Here is a 14,973-nt window from a genome sequence, read left to right on the forward strand (position 1 = left end):
CTCGATGAGCAGATTTGCGGAGAAGTGGCAACGTCGCTTGGAAATTACCTTCGCCGAAAGCAAGGTCGCCGTCAGTATCGAAGTCGGAGCCAACCGAATTAGCGCTGGGCGCGAAGACGGCACGGAGTTGATGATCCAAGTCTACGGTCCTGAGATTTTTGAAATCACCAGGTGGCCGAATCCCGCCGACGCCGTCGAGGATGGAATTATGCGATTTGACTTGGCAGCTGAACTTGAAAGCGGCGTCGCCGTTACCCTAGCCCGGCGATATGTAGTTAACGGAACGATAGAGCAAGAGAATGCTTGAAATCAAAAACCTGCACGCCCGCATCGTCGATGACGGCACCGAGATCATCCGCTGGCAGGCGCAGCGGTTTTCGTGATGAGTTTCGGCCTGTCCTTCTGGCGGTTCACCATCCTGCAGCGCCGCCACATCGACTACTCGATCAGCTACGACGACTATTTCAGGGAAGGGAAAAATGCGTAGCCGAAAGTTGATAGCTGTTGGGCTCGTTTGCTGGGTGGCCACCGCCGTGTTGGCTGTGTGCCTTGTTTGGCAGAAGCCGGACGCTTTGACTGGCGACGACGTGGCGCCAATTCACCAGTTCAAAATCAAAACCAACTGACTGCATAGAAACATCGACCGCCGTATCGTGTACTAGAAAGAACGAAAATGCTTGAAATCAAGAACCTGCACGCCCGTATCGTCGATGACGGCACCGAGATCATTCGTGGTCTGGACCTGACGGTGAAAGCCGGCGAGGTCGCGGCCATCATGGGCCCGAACGGTTCGGGCAAGTCGACGCTGTCCTACATCCTCGCCGGGCGCGAGGACTATGAGGTGACCGAAGGCGACATCCTCTACAACGGCCAGTCGATCCTCGAAATGGACCCGGCCGAACGCGCCACATCAGGCATCTTCCTCGCCTTCCAGTATCCGATGGAGATACCGGGCGTGGCGACCATGGAATTCCTCAAGGTGGCGATGAACGAGCAGCGCAAGGCGCGCGGCGAGGAGCCGCTGAAGATCCCGGATTTCCTCAAGCGCGTGAAGGAGGCAGCCGCCTCGCTCAGCATGGACATGGCGATGCTGAAGCGTCCGCTCAATGTCGGTTTCTCTGGCGGCGAGAAGAAGCGCGCCGAGATCCTGCAGATGAAGCTGTTGGAGCCGAAACTCTGCGTGCTTGACGAGACCGATTCCGGCCTCGACATCGATGCTCTGAAAATCGTCTCCGACGGCGTCAACGCGCTGCGCGCACCGGACCGGGCTTTCCTGGTCATCACCCACTACCAGCGCCTGCTCGAGCATATCGTGCCTGATAGCGTGCACGTGCTCTACAGGGGCCAGGTCATCAAGTCCGGCGACAAGTCGCTGGCGCTCGACCTCGAAGCCAACGGCTATGCCGGCGTGATCGGCGAAGCCGCGTGAGATGCCAGAAGGCAAGGCAAAACTGATGAACATGCATACACAACCGCAGCGCACACCGGCCGAGACGGCGTTGATCGACGCGTTCGGCGACCGGCTGTCGCTGCTGCCGGGCGACGGCGCGGTGATGCTGAAGCGCGACGACGCCATAGAAGCGATCAAGCACGGCCTGCCGACGCGGCGCATCGAATCTTGGCACTACACCGATCTGCGCCGGCTTTTGAATGTGGTGCCGGACTTCGATCCGGCCGCCACCGCGAAAGCCATCGCGCCAATCGTCGATGGTTCGACGGTTCTGACCCTGTTGAACGGCGTGTCGAGCGCCAAGGCGCCGGTCGTCGAGGGCGTCAGCGTCCAGTGTCTGTCCGAAAAGCTGACCGACGGCAGCATCGCGCCGGGGCTCGATCCCTATGGCAGCGATGACGCCATCGGCGCGCTGAACACGGCCTTCGTCGCCGACGGCTATTTCGTCGACATCGCCGACGGCGCCGACCTGGAAAAGCCGATCGAACTGCAGAATTTGCAGGCCGGTGGCCAGACCCATGTGCGCTTGCCGGTGCGGGTCGGCACCAACGCCAAGGCGGTCATCGTCGAGCGTCAGGCCGGCGAGGGCGCGGCGCTGACGAGTTCGGTCAGCCAGCTCGTGCTCGGCGAGGGCGCCGAGGTGACTTGGCTCATCGTCCAGGAACAGCCGGAAACGGCAACACATCTGGCGCAGTTCAAGGCCCATATCGGCAAGAATGCAAAACTGACGCTGTTCGTCATGAACGCCGGCGGCAGGCTGGTCCGCCAGGAAATCATGGTCAAGACGACTGGCGAGGGCGCCGACTTCAAGCTGCGCGGCATCAATCTGCTGGCCGGCGACACCCACACCGACGTCACCATGGTGCTCGACCACGCCGTGCCGCATACGGCGTCGACCGAGGTCATCCGCAATGTGGTGACGGGCAAGGCGCGCGGGGTCTTTCAGGGGCGCATCAATGTCCACCAATATGCGCAGAAGACCAACGCCAAGATGGCCTGCAACACGCTGCTTTTGTCGGACGATGGCGAGTTCTCGACCAAGCCGGAGCTCGAAATCTTCGCCGACGACGTCGTCTGCGGCCATGGCGCGACGGTCACCGAGATCGACCACGACCACTTGTTCTACCTGATGGCGCGCGGCGTCGACGAAAAGAGCGCGCGCGGTTTGCTCGTCAAAGCCTTCGTGGCGGAAGTGATCGAGGAACTGGATGACGAAGCGATCGTCGAGGCGCTGGAAGCGCGGCTCGACGACTGGTTCGTGACGCACGGCTAAATTGGATGGGGCTTGGCTGAGCCACCCCTCATCCGTCTTGGCGCTACGCGCCAATCCACCTTCTCCCACAAGGGGAGAAGGTAAAGCGCTCTTCCTTCTCCCCTTGTCGGAGAAGGTGGCCGCGAAGCGGTCGGATGAGGGGTGCGTGACAGAATGGGGCAGTGAAGTTGTGATGGACCAGAAGATCGAAACAACCCCCTACGACGTCGAGGCGATCCGCCGTGACTTCCCGATCCTGTCGCGCGAAGTCTATGGCAAGCCGCTGGTCTATCTCGACAATGGCGCCTCGGCGCAGAAGCCTCGGGTGGTGCTGGATACCATCCAGCACGCCTATTCCCAGGAATATGCCAACGTCCATCGCGGCCTGCATTTCCTCTCCAATGCCGCTACCGATGCCTATGAGAAGGCGCGTGAGACAGTGCGCCGTTTCCTCAACGCGCCAAGCACCGACAACATCGTCTTCACCTCGAACACGACTTCGGCGATCAACACCGTCGCCTATGGCTACGGCATGCCCAACATCGATGAGGGCGACGAGATCGTGCTGTCGATCATGGAGCATCACTCCAACATCGTGCCCTGGCATTTCATCCGCGAGCGCCAGGGCGCCAAGCTGGTCTGGGTGCCGGTCGACGACCTCGGCGTCTTTCATATCGAGGAATTCGAGAAGCGCCTGACCGACAAGACGAAGCTCGTTGCCATCACGCAGATGTCGAACGCGCTGGGCACGGTGACGCCGATCAAGGAGATCGTCCGCATTGCCCATGCGCGCGGCATTCCCGTACTCGTTGACGGCAGCCAGAGCGCCGTGCACATGCCCATCGACGTGCAGGATCTCGATTGCGACTTCTTCGTCTTCACCGGCCACAAGGTCTACGGCCCCTCGGGCATCGGTGTGCTCTACAGCAAGAAGGATATTCTCGCCGGCATGCGTCCCTTCATGGGCGGCGGCGAGATGATCGAGGAGGTGACGGAAGACGTCGTCACCTACAACGACCCGCCGCACCGCTTCGAGGCCGGCACGCCGCCGATCGTCCAGGCGATCGGGCTGGGCGCCGCGCTCGACTACATGGATTCTGTCGGTCGTGAGCGCATCGCGGCGCATGAGGAAGACCTCAAGAATTACGCCCATGAACGGCTGCGCGCCATCAATTCGCTGCGCATCTTCGGCGACGCGCCGGGCAAGGGCGCCATCATCTCCTTCGAACTCCAGGGCATTCACGCCCATGACGTGTCGATGGTGATCGACAGGCAAGGCGTGGCTGTCCGCGCGGGCACGCATTGCGCCCAGCCGCTGTTGAAACGCTTTGGCGTAACCTCCACATGCAGGGCATCGTTCGGCATGTATAATACCAGGGCCGAAGTCGACGCTTTGGCCGAGGCGCTGGAAAAAGCGCGCAAGTTTTTCGGGTGACGACCATGGATGATGTGAGCACCACCGCAGAGACCGTACCGGCCGGCAACAGCGTCGTTTCCGCCTCGGCCATCCCCACCGATGAACTGGCGCGGCTGACCGATGACATCGTCTCGGCGCTGAAGACGGTCTACGACCCGGAAATCCCGGCCGACATCTACGAGCTCGGTCTCGTCTACAAGATCGACGTCGAGGACGACCGTTCGGTCAAGATCGACATGACTTTGACCGCGCCCGGCTGCCCGGTGGCCGGCGAAATGCCTGGCTGGGTGGAAAATGCCGTCGGCGCCGTCGAAGGCGTTTCCGGGGTCGAGGTCAACATGACCTTCGATCCGCCCTGGACGCCCGACCGTATGTCGGAAGAGGCACAGGTGGCGGTTGGCTGGTATTGAGGCGGTCAGACGAATTATGTCCGACAAATTTTCGCCGGATTACTTGAGCGCAAGGGATGTCCCGCCTTCGGAGAAAGTCGTTGAGCTTTGGGGCGCTCCAGTTATCGGCGCTCTCGATCGACCGCCCGAATATCGTAGAATTGTCAGCGCTATGCCTTCCGCGATCAGGAACGTAATCTGTGTCGAGTTACTGACTTGGCAGGTTCTGAACGGCGGCTTCAGGCAGTATTTCTGGAATTCTTATGGGATAACGGCGCAGGGGGCCATTCAAGGTTTCCATGCGATGGGCCTTGAAATGCATGCGGAATTGACACGACAGGCCTGTGCTCTGTTGGGCGAGCGTTTTCCCGATGAGCGTTTGGCAAGGATGGAAATCGTGGGTGAAGCCGGCGGCCGTGGCATAGATTTCAATGCCTTGGATGACGCGTTCTATGCCTTGGAGGAGCATGAACGGGACTCATCTGAAGCTGTTCTTGATGCATACGCGACGGCAGCGCTGCACGGACAATGGCAATAAGATCTCTTGCAGCAAAGTGCAATTGTAACCATTTTAGGTAAGACTCGTTCTGCGGGCCTTGAACTCGCGCGAAAGTGGAGAATGATATGGGACGGTTTGCCGTCATCACGATGACCGAAAAGGCCGCCGACCGGGTGCGCGAGATCGTCGCCACGCGCGACAACGCGCATGGCATTCGCCTCGGCATCAAGAAGGGCGGCTGCGCCGGCATGGAATACACAGTCGATCTGGTGACCGAGCCGAACGCCAAGGACGACCACATCGAGCGCGATGGCGCGCATGTCTATGTCGCGCCGGAAGCAGCGCTTTTCCTGTTCGGCACCGAGATGGATTTCGAGCAGACGACGCTGCGCACCGGCTTTACCTTCCGCAACCCGAACCAGAGCTCGGCCTGCGGCTGCGGCGAATCGGTCGAATTGAAGCCAGCCGATCTGAAAGCCTTGGCCGAGGCGCGCGCTTCGGCCTGAGCATTCCCTTCGCCCGTAAACGGGGCGAAGAAAGCTAATCCACCCACATGCCTGTCCGCTTGTGCCAGTCGGCGATCGATTCCTCAGGATAGACGTCGAACACCTTGTCCTTCGGCCCGACATCGGGCTCGACCCAGTTCGCCTTATATTTCAGCATCAGATGCACCTTTTCGGGCGGCTTCGGCAGGTCGTTGTCGATCGCCGAGGCGAAGGGATGCACCAGTTCTGGCCAGGTCGGGTCGTAGAGCCAGAGCGCTGACCCGCATTTGCGGCAAAAATTGCGCTCGCCGGTCGAGACCTCGCAGTGGGGATGCTCGTCGTCCTCGATCTCGGCGCGATAGACGCCAAGGTTTCTCTTGCCCCTGATGTTCAGCGTTTCGTAGTCGGCACCGAGATTGATGGCGAAACCGCCGCCGCCCTGCTGCTTGCGGCAGATCGAGCAGTAGCACAGCATGAATGGCACGGGCGTGTGGCTTTCCACTTCGAAACGCACGGTGTTGCAGCGACAGGACCCCTTGAGCAGGACAGGCATGGCAAAAAACTCCGACAGGATAGCCTCAACCTGTCAGCATGATTTTGGTTGCGGCGATGACAAGGCCAAATGCCGGTGACATGATCGCGGCATGGACAATGAACGCATCGCCGAACTGTTCGAAGGCCTCGGTCCGGTCAGCATCCGAAAACTGTTCGGCGGCAAGGGCATCTATTTCGACGGCGTCATCGTCGCCATCGTGCTGCGCGGCGAATTGCTGCTGAAAGCCGACGAGCAAGGCGCACCGGATTTCGAAGCCGCGGGCTGCCGGCAGTGGACCTATACCGGCACGCGCCACGGCAAGCTGGTGGCGATGCCCTACTGGAGCATTCCCGACAGCGCTTTTGACGATCCGGACGAAATGACGGTCTGGGCACGCCGCGCCTATGAGGCGGGGCGGCGCGCCGGCAAGTGAACTACAAGGCCTTGGCGATGTCGGCTGCCAGCCTTGCATTGTTCTCGACCAGCGCGATGTTTGTCTTCAGGCTGCGGCCGCCGGTGAGTTCGAGGATTTTTCCCAGCAGGAACGGCGTCACCGCCTTGCCGGTTACGTTGAGGGCTTCGGCCGCCTTCTGCGCGGCTTCGATGTAGCCCGCCATTTCTTCAGCGGGGATTTCGTGGTTTTCCGGCACCGGATTGGCGACCAGCAAGCCGCCGCTGAGTCCCAGAGCCAGTCGCGTCTGATAGAAATGCGCGATGTCTTCCGGCTTGTGCAGGGTCAATGGCGCCCGGAACGGCGACTGCCGCGACCAGAAGGCCGGCATCGTCTCGCAGCCATGGCCGACCACTGGGACACCGCGCGTTTCCAGCACCTCCAGCGTCTTCTCGATGTCGAGGATCGCCTTGGCGCCGGCCGAGACGACGATGACCGGCGTGCGCGCCAGCTCATCGAGGTCGGCCGAGATGTCGAAACTCTTTTCCGCGCCCTTGTGCACGCCGCCGATGCCACCGGTGGCGAACACCTTTATCCCGACCATGTCAGCCGCGATCATCGTGGCAGCGACCGTGGTGCCGCCCGTGCGTCCCTGCGCAACGGCGAAGCCGAGATCGGCACGCGACAGCTTCATGGCGTCACCCGTCATCGCCAGCGATTCGCGCTCGCCGTCGGAGAGGCCGATCTTGATGCGGCCGCCAATCACGGCGATCGTCGCCGGCACCGCGCCGCCGTCACTGATGATCTTTTCGACATTGGCGGCCATGGCGCCATTGTCGGGATAGGGCATGCCATGGGTGATGATGGTGCTTTCGAGCGCCACCACCGCACGCCCGGCCGCCAGGGCTTGCGCCACCGGTGCGTGGATATCGATGAAAGGGCGGGCGGTTTCTGGCGTCATCTCTGATCTCCAATCCGGAGTGCGGCGCATCCACTGCGCTCTATGAATTTGCCGGTCTCATGCCACTTCCCTGGCATCCGGCACAAGGGCCAGCGCTTCCGCGAAGCTCGCCGCGGTGAATTCGGGCACGGCGTTGGCGCTTTCGATGGCCAACGTTGCCGCCGCGACGCCTTCGCGCAGGGCCTGGCGCAACGGCAGGCCGCGCAGCAGCGCCGCGACCGTCGCGCCTGCCAGCGCGTCACCGGCGCCGGTGACATCGGCGACCTTTCTGGGGACAGGCGGCAGGATCGAAAAGGCACCTGTCTCATCGAAACCCAGCACGGGGCCGCTGCCTGCCGTGACCACGCCGCTGGCAAGGCCGCTGCATCGCAAGCCGTCGATCATTTCCCCCTCCGCGGCACCTGCATTGACGCCGGCCAGCACAAGGGCCTCCCGCCGGTTCATGAAGAGCTGGGCCAGCCCGCCGAGCACCGGTATTAGCCGCGTCACCTTGGCCGGCGAAATCGCGATGGCGAAAACTGGTTTGCCGGCGGCGAGCGACAGCAACCCCTCCAGCGCGGCCGACGGCAGGTTGGCGTCGCACAGGATGGCATCGGCGGCGGCCACTTCCTGGCGTATCTTGGAACGCCGGATCTGCTTGGGAAAGGCCAGGTCGTACAATGCCATATCGGCAAAGCCGACGATCAATTCGCCTTCGCGATCGATCAGTGCCGTATAGCTCGGCGTGGTACGGTCGAGGAACACTGCCGACAAATCGACGATGCCTGCCTCGGCGATGGCCCGTGAAACCGTATCGGCTGACGCGTCGCCGCCGCGCACCGAGAGCAGCGATGCGGAGAGGCCGCGCCGTACCATGCTGCGCAACGCATTGAAGACGCCACCGCCGACATCCTCGCGCATCGTGCCGGGATTGGAGGCGGCCGGCACATAGGGGCCGGACACCTGGCCACGCCGGTCGATATGGGCGCCGCCCACGGCCAGTATCTCTAGGGATTCCACCATGGCGGCGATATGACCTTTGTTGTTGCAGACGCACAAGCGCTACAATGCGCGACAGAGCTTCGCATGCAGGACGGCGATTCGGCCGGGCGATAGGATCGAGCCGTCTGGCCCAATGCGGAGCCTGTTCCTGCCCGGGCGGAGCCCTCTCCTGCCCGGGGGGATGTATCCCCTTCGAACATGTGAATCGAAATCGCCGAATGTGCCATACTTTCGGAGATGATCGAGTCCGCCCCTGAAAGCCACCCGAATCAGACTCCACTTTGGGGTCAAGGTCTGATCCTATGCGCTATTGTTGCGTTGGGGGGATCGGATGGAAATTCAAATACCTTTCAAGGTCGAATATCAGACGGCAGCGAACGTTCCGATACAGGAGATAATAAACAGCCTGCTTGCACTCCAAAGGGTCTTGGAGGAAGCCGGAAAGAACCTCGAAAACTTCATTCCGGGATTGACGGTGCAGAAGGTGGACGTTCGCGTCCAGCAAATCTCGTCCGGAAGCCTGAAGGAAGTTCTGCTCGTTGGGCTCTTTGCCTATTTTCAGGATGAACTTCGGCAGGAGCTTCCACAATTGATACACGATCACACTGGATACACCGTCCCGGCAAATGCCGACACACTACTCGTCGTCTTGGCACTAGTGGCTATCGTCTATGGCGCGGATTTCGTCCAGAAACTCGTGCTGGGTAAGGTCCAAGACACGCCCACGCAACTTTTCAAGAGATCGCTTATCAAGGATTTGGCCCAGCGCTCCGGCAGGTCTGAAGAGGACGTCAAGGCGTTCCTCGACAAGCGCTACGGCGTCAAAACGCGGATCAAGCAGCTTGGCGATAGCGCTGTGAAGTTCTTTATGCCCAGCAAGAAACAAGGAAATGCTCCTATCCTGGTTAATGACACGACCATCGATAGCAGCACCGTTGCCGACGCTCCGATGGACTTTGCGTATGAAAAAGCCGCCCAAACGGAAAAGTCACGGCACTATGATGGTGTAGTCCTTGAAGTTCACGCTCAGGACAAAGACCGCGACGCTTCAGGCTGGGCTGCCGTTCCGCTGGGTCTGCATGACAAGCGGCTGAGAATGAGGCTAATGGACGCCGCGACGCCGGAACAATTGTGGGGCCGGGATCGCATCACGGGCGACATAGTGCTAATTTCGAAACGCGTTGGCCTCGATTTAGAACCATCTGAGATACATCTTGTGCGCATCCATGATGAATGAAGATAAAGCAACCAAGCGATTTGACCGTCTCTTAGAGGCGATGGCTACCAAGCCACCGCTCACCGTTCCGGGCGCGGGAACGATTGCAACAAGAGGTCAAGCATCAAGTGGGGATGCTTCCGCAGGTTCTGCCGAAATTCGAACTCCCAAAGGTAGGTCTGCAACCACTTCTCAGAAACCGAAACGTAAGTCCCGCGCATCGAACGCTTAACGTGCGACCAGAAGGCTTCGATGTTGTTGGTGTGGACCTGACCGCGCACATATTCGCCTTGGCTATGGTTCACGGTGCCATGCAGATAACCAAGCTCGGATAGCTCGTTGAACACGCCAGCCTCATCGGTCGCAACGCGCGATCCGGGCTTAATCCAATCGAAGATGGCTGGCATGACGTGCTTGCGACCGCGACCCTTCACGATGCGCGTGATGACTTCGCCGCCGCGCTCGATAGCGCCAAACACAACCGTCTTGTCGTCCTCGCCCTGCTTGTCCTTGCCACCGTAAAACATCTTGTCGGCTTCAACGATGCCGCCGTCCTTGCCACCAAGCGGCGTGTCGCCGTCGACATAGCCCATGTACTGGCGGATGAGATTGCACATGCGCCACGCCGTCTTGTAGGTCACACCGATAGTGCGCTGGACTTCCTTTGCGGACACGCCATTGCGGGATGAGCAGAACAGGAACATGACCGTGTACCAGTCACGTAAGGACGTGCGCGTGGCTTCGAACGGAGTGCCGGCGGTCGGGTAGACCTGATAGCCGCAGAAATCGCATTCGTAGCAGCGACGGGTCTTAACGCGGTGGAAGTTCGCTTCCTTGCCGCACTTGGCGCAAACGTGACGCTTTCCGTAACGGGTAACCATAAGATGATCGAGGCAAGTCTCGTCATCCGGGAACCGTTCAAGGAACTGGCGAATCGTCGGGAGTTTCGGGTTCGTGCTCATACAGGATCATATAGCATGACCGCTTACATGTTTCAAGGGGATACATCCCTGCCCGGGGTTGCGAGACAAAAAAAGAACAAATTGGGATATCGCTTGTTTTTCAGTTGGTTGTCACCCTTGCCAAATGAGAACAAAAAAGGTACAAAATGGCAGGGATTACGGATTGTCCGGCCTTCATTGACGACCAAGGGGTGATGTATCATGGCTCAGAATTCTTTGCGGCTGGTAGAGGATAAGGCAGTGGACAAATCAAAGGCTCTGGATGCGGCGCTGTCGCAAATCGAGCGGGCTTTCGGCAAGGGCTCGATCATGCGGCTCGGCGCCAACGAGCAGGTCGTCGAGATCGAAACGGTGCCGACCGGCTCGCTCGGCCTCGACATCGCGCTCGGCGTCGGCGGCCTGCCGCGCGGCCGCATCATCGAAATCTACGGGCCGGAAAGCTCGGGCAAGACGACGCTGGCCCTGCACACCGTGGCCGAAGCCCAGAAGAAGGGCGGCATCTGTGCCTTCGTCGACGCCGAGCACGCGCTCGATCCGGTCTACGCCCGCAAGCTCGGCGTCGATCTTGAGAACCTGCTGATCTCGCAGCCCGATACCGGCGAGCAGGCGCTGGAGATTTGCGATACGCTGGTCCGTTCCGGCGCCATCGACGTGCTGGTGGTCGATTCGGTGGCGGCGCTGACGCCGCGCGCCGAAATCGAGGGCGAGATGGGCGATTCGCTGCCCGGCCTGCAGGCCCGCCTGATGAGCCAGGCGCTGCGCAAGCTGACCGCCTCGATCTCGCGCTCCAACACCATGGTCATCTTCATCAACCAGATCCGCATGAAGATCGGCGTCATGTTCGGTTCGCCCGAGACGACGACCGGCGGCAACGCGCTGAAATTCTACGCCTCGGTGCGCCTCGACATCCGCCGCATCGGCTCGGTCAAGGATCGCGACGAGGTGGTCGGCAACCAGACCCGCGTCAAGGTGGTCAAGAACAAGCTGGCGCCGCCCTTCAAGGTGGTCGAGTTCGACATCATGTATGGCGAGGGTGTCTCCAAGACCGGCGAACTGGTCGATCTCGGCGTCAAGGCCGGCGTGGTCGAGAAGTCGGGCGCCTGGTTCTCCTACAATTCGCAGCGTCTCGGCCAGGGCCGCGAGAATGCAAAACTGTTCCTGCGCGACAATCCTGACACCGCGCGCGAGATCGAATTGGCGCTCAGGCAGAATGCCGGGTTGATCGCCGAAAAATTCCTCGAAAATGGTGGCTCTGAAGGCAATGGCGACGACGGTTTCGAGGACGAAGCCGGCGCGATGTAGGGTAACGGCCAGAGTTTGGCCATAAAACCAGCCTATTATCTGATGCTTAAGTAACAGAGTTCTGTAGTATCGCGTTCCAAACCGCCGGCCTTCGCGCCGGCGGTTTTCGTTTGCGCGTCTGCGCAAATGCCGGTGCAAAGCGCGAATTGGCCCAATTCCGTGTTTCTGGACAGGGTCAAGAGCTACGGCTAAAAGGCCAACTCCATCTTCTAGAAAACACAGAGCCATCTCCCGCCGGTCCGGCCGGCGGTTCTCTCGAAAAGGCAGTATCCATGAGTGGCGTGAACGAGATCCGGTCGACCTTTCTCGACTATTTCCGCAAGGAGGGCCATGAGGTCGTGGCCTCGAGCCCGCTCGTGCCGCGCAACGATCCGACATTGATGTTCACCAATGCCGGCATGGTGCAGTTCAAGAACGTCTTCACCGGTTTGGAGAAGCGGCCCTATTCGCGTGCCACCACCGCCCAGAAAAGCGTTCGCGCCGGCGGCAAGCACAACGATCTCGACAATGTCGGCTATACCGCGCGCCACCTGACCTTCTTCGAGATGCTCGGCAATTTCTCCTTCGGCGATTATTTCAAGGAGCGCGCCATCGAGCTTGCCTGGAACCTCATCACCAAGGAATTCGGGCTGAAGAAGGACAAGCTGCTCGTCACCGTCTACCACACGGACGACGAGGCGGCCGGCTTCTGGAAGAAGATCGCCGGTTTCTCCGACGATCGCATCATCCGCATCCCGACCTCCGACAATTTCTGGGCGATGGGCGACACCGGACCCTGCGGCCCGTGCTCGGAGATCTTCATCGACCGTGGCGAGCACATCTGGGGCGGCCCTCCCGGCAGTCCGGAGGAGGATGGCGACCGGTTCCTCGAATTCTGGAACCTGGTGTTCATGCAGTATGAGCAGGTGACGAAGGAGGAGCGGGTCGACCTACCGCGCCCGTCGATCGACACCGGCATGGGACTGGAGCGCATGGCCTCCATCCTGCAAGGGGTGGAGAGCGTCTTCGAGACCGACCTGTTCCGTCATTTGATCGATGTGGCGTCCTCCGCGCTTGGGCGCGCGCCCGATGCGGAAACGGTTGCGTCCTACCGCGTCATTGCCGATCATCTGCGCTCGTCCTCCTTCCTGGTCGCCGACGGCGTGCTGCCGTCGAATGAAGGCCGCGGCTATGTGCTGCGCCGTATCATGCGCCGCGCCATGCGCCATGCGCAGTTGCTCGGCGCCCGAGATCCATTGATGTGGAAGCTGGTACCGGCGCTGGTGCGCGAGATGGGCCAGGCCTATCCGGAACTGGTGCGTGGCGAAACGATGATCACCGAGACCTTGAAACTCGAGGAGACACGGTTCCGCAAGACGCTGGTGCGTGGCCTCGGGCTGCTCTCCGAGGCGACGGAGAAGCTCGGCGCCGGCGACATGCTGGATGGCGAGACGGCATTCAAGCTCTACGACACCTATGGCTTCCCGCTCGACCTGACACAGGACGCGCTGCGGCAGCGCAGCATTTCGGTCGATCTTGCCGGCTTCACCAATGCGATGGAGCAGCAAAAGGCGGAGGCGCGTAAGCATTGGGCCGGGTCCGGAGAAGCGGCCACCGAGACGGTTTGGTTCTCCGTGCGTGAAAAGACCGGCGCCACCGAATTCCTCGGTTATGAGACTGAACAGGCTGAGGGCCTCATCCAGGCGCTGGTCAAGGACGGCAAGACCGTCGACAGCGCCGCCAAGGGCGATGCGGTGGCCGTGGTCGTCAACCAGACGCCATTCTATGGCGAATCCGGCGGCCAGATGGGCGACACCGGCGTTATCTCGGGTGAGGGGTTCTCGGTCGAGATCTCCGATACACAAAAGAAGGCCGATGGTCTGTTCGTGCATCTGGGCAAGGTGATCGCGGGCACGGTCAAGACGGGTGCCGCGGTCGAACTGAAGGTCGATCATGCCAGGCGCTCCAGGCTACGCGCCAACCACTCCGCGACGCATCTGATCCACGAGGCGCTGCGCGAGGTGCTGGGCACCCATGTCGCGCAAAAAGGCTCGCTGGTCGCGCCCGAGCGCCTGCGCTTCGATATCTCGCACAACAAGCCGATTTCGGCCGAGGAGCTCGATGAGGTCGAGCGCATGGCCAACGAGATCGTTGTCCAGAACAGCCCGGTCACCACGCGCCTGATGTCGGTCGACGACGCCATTGCCGAGGGCGCGATGGCGCTGTTCGGAGAGAAATATGGCGATGAAGTGCGCGTCGTCTCGATGGGCACGGGCCTGCATGGCGCCAAGGCCAACCGGCCCTATTCGGTCGAACTGTGTGGCGGCACGCATGTCAGGGCGACCGGCGATATCGGCCTCGTGCGCATCGTCTCGGACGGTGCGGTCGCCGCAGGCGTGCGCCGCATCGAGGCGCTGACAGGCGAAGCCGCGCGAAAACATCTCGACGAACAGGACAGGCGGCTGAAGGCGGCCGCCGCCACGCTGAAGATCTCGCCGGCGGATGTGCCAGCGCGCGTCGAAGCGCTGCTCGAAGAACGCAAGAAGCTCGAGAAGGACCTGACCGAAGCGCGCAAGAAGCTGGCGCTGGGCGGCGGGTCGCCTGCCGATGCGCCAGCCGCCAACGAGATCGTCGCTGGCGTCGGCTTCCTCGGCAAGGCGGTTTCCGGCGTATCACCAAAAGATCTGAAGCCGCTCGCCGACGCCGGCAAGACCTCGCTTGGCTCTGGCGTCGTCGTCTTCGTTGGCGCTGGCGAGGACAACAAGGCGAGCGTCGTGGTCGCCGTCACCGATGATCTCGTCAGCCGCTTCAGCGCCGTCGACCTGGTACGCGTGGCCTCCGCCGCATTGGGCGGGCAGGGCGGCGGCGGCCGCCCCGACATGGCCCAGGCCGGTGGCCCGGATGCGTCGAAAGCCAATGATGCGATCGCCGCGGTAAGGGCGGCGCTGGAGGCAGCCTGATCGATTGTGGTTGGGCAATCGCTTCAGGGCGAATTGTTTTGTATTGAGGGGTGGCGCTGCCCCTCATCCGCCTGCCGGCACCTTCTCCCCGTATAGTGACGGGGAGAAGCGATCTATTGTCCGAACCGGATAGATAGGTAACAGAATGGACCGATAGCATGGGTGACAGTTTTCTTGTCCGCCGGGAGGACCGG

15 protein-coding genes are annotated in these 14,973 nt (G+C 61.2%); 11 read left to right on the plus strand and 4 right to left on the minus strand.

The features are described 5' to 3' along the window. Positions 1 to 4: 4 nt before the first annotated feature. The 7 genes from FJW08_RS05020 to sufA all read left to right on the plus strand — a co-directional run bounded on the left by FJW08_RS05020 (position 5) and on the right by sufA (position 5,513). Complete coding sequence (locus FJW08_RS05020) at positions 5 to 307, plus strand: hypothetical protein (RefSeq protein WP_140809294.1); 303 nt, start codon at positions 5 to 7, stop codon at positions 305 to 307. Positions 308 to 673: 366 nt separating this feature from the next. Next, positions 674 to 1,429 carry a Fe-S cluster assembly ATPase SufC gene (gene sufC / locus FJW08_RS05025; protein ID WP_140809296.1) on the plus strand — a complete coding sequence of 252 codons (756 nt, stop codon included), beginning with the start codon at positions 674 to 676 and terminating at the stop codon, positions 1,427 to 1,429. A 25-nt stretch (positions 1,430 to 1,454) separates the two neighbouring features. Further along, positions 1,455 to 2,723 (plus strand): Fe-S cluster assembly protein SufD, encoded by a 1,269-nt coding sequence (sufD, locus tag FJW08_RS05030; protein WP_140809298.1) that lies wholly within the window; start codon positions 1,455 to 1,457, stop codon positions 2,721 to 2,723. A 172-nt stretch (positions 2,724 to 2,895) separates the two neighbouring features. Then, positions 2,896 to 4,137, plus strand: a complete 1,242-nt coding sequence (locus tag FJW08_RS05035; protein ID WP_140809300.1) for a cysteine desulfurase — start codon at positions 2,896 to 2,898, stop codon at positions 4,135 to 4,137. 5 nt (positions 4,138 to 4,142) lie between these two features. Next, positions 4,143 to 4,529, plus strand: a complete 387-nt coding sequence (locus tag FJW08_RS05040) for an SUF system Fe-S cluster assembly protein (protein WP_140809302.1) — start codon at positions 4,143 to 4,145, stop codon at positions 4,527 to 4,529. 16 nt (positions 4,530 to 4,545) lie between these two features. Next, positions 4,546 to 5,046 (plus strand): DUF4375 domain-containing protein, encoded by a 501-nt coding sequence (locus FJW08_RS05045; protein ID WP_140809304.1) that lies wholly within the window; start codon positions 4,546 to 4,548, stop codon positions 5,044 to 5,046. A gap of 86 nt (positions 5,047 to 5,132) precedes the next feature. Next, a complete protein-coding gene (sufA, locus tag FJW08_RS05050; RefSeq protein ID WP_027143660.1) occupies positions 5,133 to 5,513 on the plus strand; it encodes a Fe-S cluster assembly scaffold SufA in 381 nt (126 codons plus the stop codon). Positions 5,514 to 5,547: 34 nt separating this feature from the next. Here the strand turns inward: sufA and FJW08_RS05055 are convergent, their stop codons facing one another. Then, positions 5,548 to 6,045 (minus strand): GFA family protein, encoded by a 498-nt coding sequence (locus FJW08_RS05055; RefSeq protein ID WP_140809306.1) that lies wholly within the window; start codon positions 6,043 to 6,045, stop codon positions 5,548 to 5,550. 91 nt (positions 6,046 to 6,136) lie between these two features. Here FJW08_RS05055 and FJW08_RS05060 point away from each other — a divergent pair, with 91 nt between their 5' ends. Beyond that, positions 6,137 to 6,460 carry a TfoX/Sxy family protein gene (locus FJW08_RS05060; protein WP_140809308.1) on the plus strand — a complete coding sequence of 108 codons (324 nt, stop codon included), beginning with the start codon at positions 6,137 to 6,139 and terminating at the stop codon, positions 6,458 to 6,460. Position 6,461: 1 nt separating this feature from the next. On the opposite strand, the gene FJW08_RS05065 is transcribed toward FJW08_RS05060, so the two are convergent. Then, positions 6,462 to 7,379: a pseudouridine-5'-phosphate glycosidase gene (locus tag FJW08_RS05065; protein ID WP_140809311.1), complete on the minus strand. Its 918-nt coding sequence runs from the start codon at positions 7,377 to 7,379 to the stop codon at positions 6,462 to 6,464. 57 nt (positions 7,380 to 7,436) lie between these two features. After that, positions 7,437 to 8,381 carry a carbohydrate kinase family protein gene (locus tag FJW08_RS05070; RefSeq protein ID WP_140809313.1) on the minus strand — a complete coding sequence of 315 codons (945 nt, stop codon included), beginning with the start codon at positions 8,379 to 8,381 and terminating at the stop codon, positions 7,437 to 7,439. Between the two features lie 310 nt (positions 8,382 to 8,691). Between FJW08_RS05070 and FJW08_RS05075 the strand changes: the two genes are divergently transcribed. Beyond that, entirely contained in the window at positions 8,692 to 9,597 is a 906-nt protein-coding gene (locus FJW08_RS05075) for a hypothetical protein (RefSeq protein WP_140809315.1), read from the plus strand. A 59-nt stretch (positions 9,598 to 9,656) separates the two neighbouring features. Here the strand turns inward: FJW08_RS05075 and FJW08_RS05080 are convergent, their stop codons facing one another. After that, positions 9,657 to 10,538, minus strand: coding sequence for an IS1595 family transposase (locus FJW08_RS05080; RefSeq protein WP_140809317.1), 882 nt, complete (start codon positions 10,536 to 10,538; stop codon positions 9,657 to 9,659). Positions 10,539 to 10,739: 201 nt separating this feature from the next. On the opposite strand from FJW08_RS05080, the gene recA reads away from it, so the two are divergent. After that, positions 10,740 to 11,840 (plus strand): recombinase RecA, encoded by a 1,101-nt coding sequence (gene recA / locus FJW08_RS05085; RefSeq protein ID WP_013895892.1) that lies wholly within the window; start codon positions 10,740 to 10,742, stop codon positions 11,838 to 11,840. 272 nt (positions 11,841 to 12,112) lie between these two features. After that, on the plus strand, positions 12,113 to 14,779 hold the full coding sequence (alaS, locus tag FJW08_RS05090; RefSeq protein WP_140809318.1) for an alanine--tRNA ligase: 2,667 nt from the start codon (positions 12,113 to 12,115) through the stop codon (positions 14,777 to 14,779). The last annotated feature ends 194 nt before the right edge of the window (positions 14,780 to 14,973 follow it).

This window comes from Mesorhizobium sp. B3-2-1 (assembly GCF_006439515.1).
GTDB lineage: Bacteria > Pseudomonadota > Alphaproteobacteria > Rhizobiales > Rhizobiaceae > Mesorhizobium.

Bases quoted from the DNA above. Each gene is read 5' to 3' on its own strand.
- FJW08_RS05020 (WP_140809294.1), top strand. From the start codon at position 5: ATGAGCAGATTTGCGGAGAAGTGGCAACGTCGCTTGGAAATTACCTTC.
- sufC (WP_140809296.1), top strand. From the start codon at position 674: ATGCTTGAAATCAAGAACCTGCACGCCCGTATCGTCGATGACGGCACC.
- sufD (WP_140809298.1), top strand. From the start codon at position 1,455: ATGAACATGCATACACAACCGCAGCGCACACCGGCCGAGACGGCGTTG.
- FJW08_RS05035 (WP_140809300.1), top strand. From the start codon at position 2,896: ATGGACCAGAAGATCGAAACAACCCCCTACGACGTCGAGGCGATCCGC.
- FJW08_RS05040 (WP_140809302.1), top strand. From the start codon at position 4,143: ATGGATGATGTGAGCACCACCGCAGAGACCGTACCGGCCGGCAACAGC.
- FJW08_RS05045 (WP_140809304.1), top strand. From the start codon at position 4,546: ATGTCCGACAAATTTTCGCCGGATTACTTGAGCGCAAGGGATGTCCCG.
- sufA (WP_027143660.1), top strand. From the start codon at position 5,133: ATGGGACGGTTTGCCGTCATCACGATGACCGAAAAGGCCGCCGACCGG.
- FJW08_RS05055 (WP_140809306.1), bottom strand. From the start codon at position 6,045: ATGCCTGTCCTGCTCAAGGGGTCCTGTCGCTGCAACACCGTGCGTTTC.
- FJW08_RS05060 (WP_140809308.1), top strand. From the start codon at position 6,137: ATGGACAATGAACGCATCGCCGAACTGTTCGAAGGCCTCGGTCCGGTC.
- FJW08_RS05065 (WP_140809311.1), bottom strand. From the start codon at position 7,379: ATGACGCCAGAAACCGCCCGCCCTTTCATCGATATCCACGCACCGGTG.
- FJW08_RS05070 (WP_140809313.1), bottom strand. From the start codon at position 8,381: ATGGTGGAATCCCTAGAGATACTGGCCGTGGGCGGCGCCCATATCGAC.
- FJW08_RS05075 (WP_140809315.1), top strand. From the start codon at position 8,692: ATGGAAATTCAAATACCTTTCAAGGTCGAATATCAGACGGCAGCGAAC.
- FJW08_RS05080 (WP_140809317.1), bottom strand. From the start codon at position 10,538: ATGAGCACGAACCCGAAACTCCCGACGATTCGCCAGTTCCTTGAACGG.
- recA (WP_013895892.1), top strand. From the start codon at position 10,740: ATGGCTCAGAATTCTTTGCGGCTGGTAGAGGATAAGGCAGTGGACAAA.
- alaS (WP_140809318.1), top strand. From the start codon at position 12,113: ATGAGTGGCGTGAACGAGATCCGGTCGACCTTTCTCGACTATTTCCGC.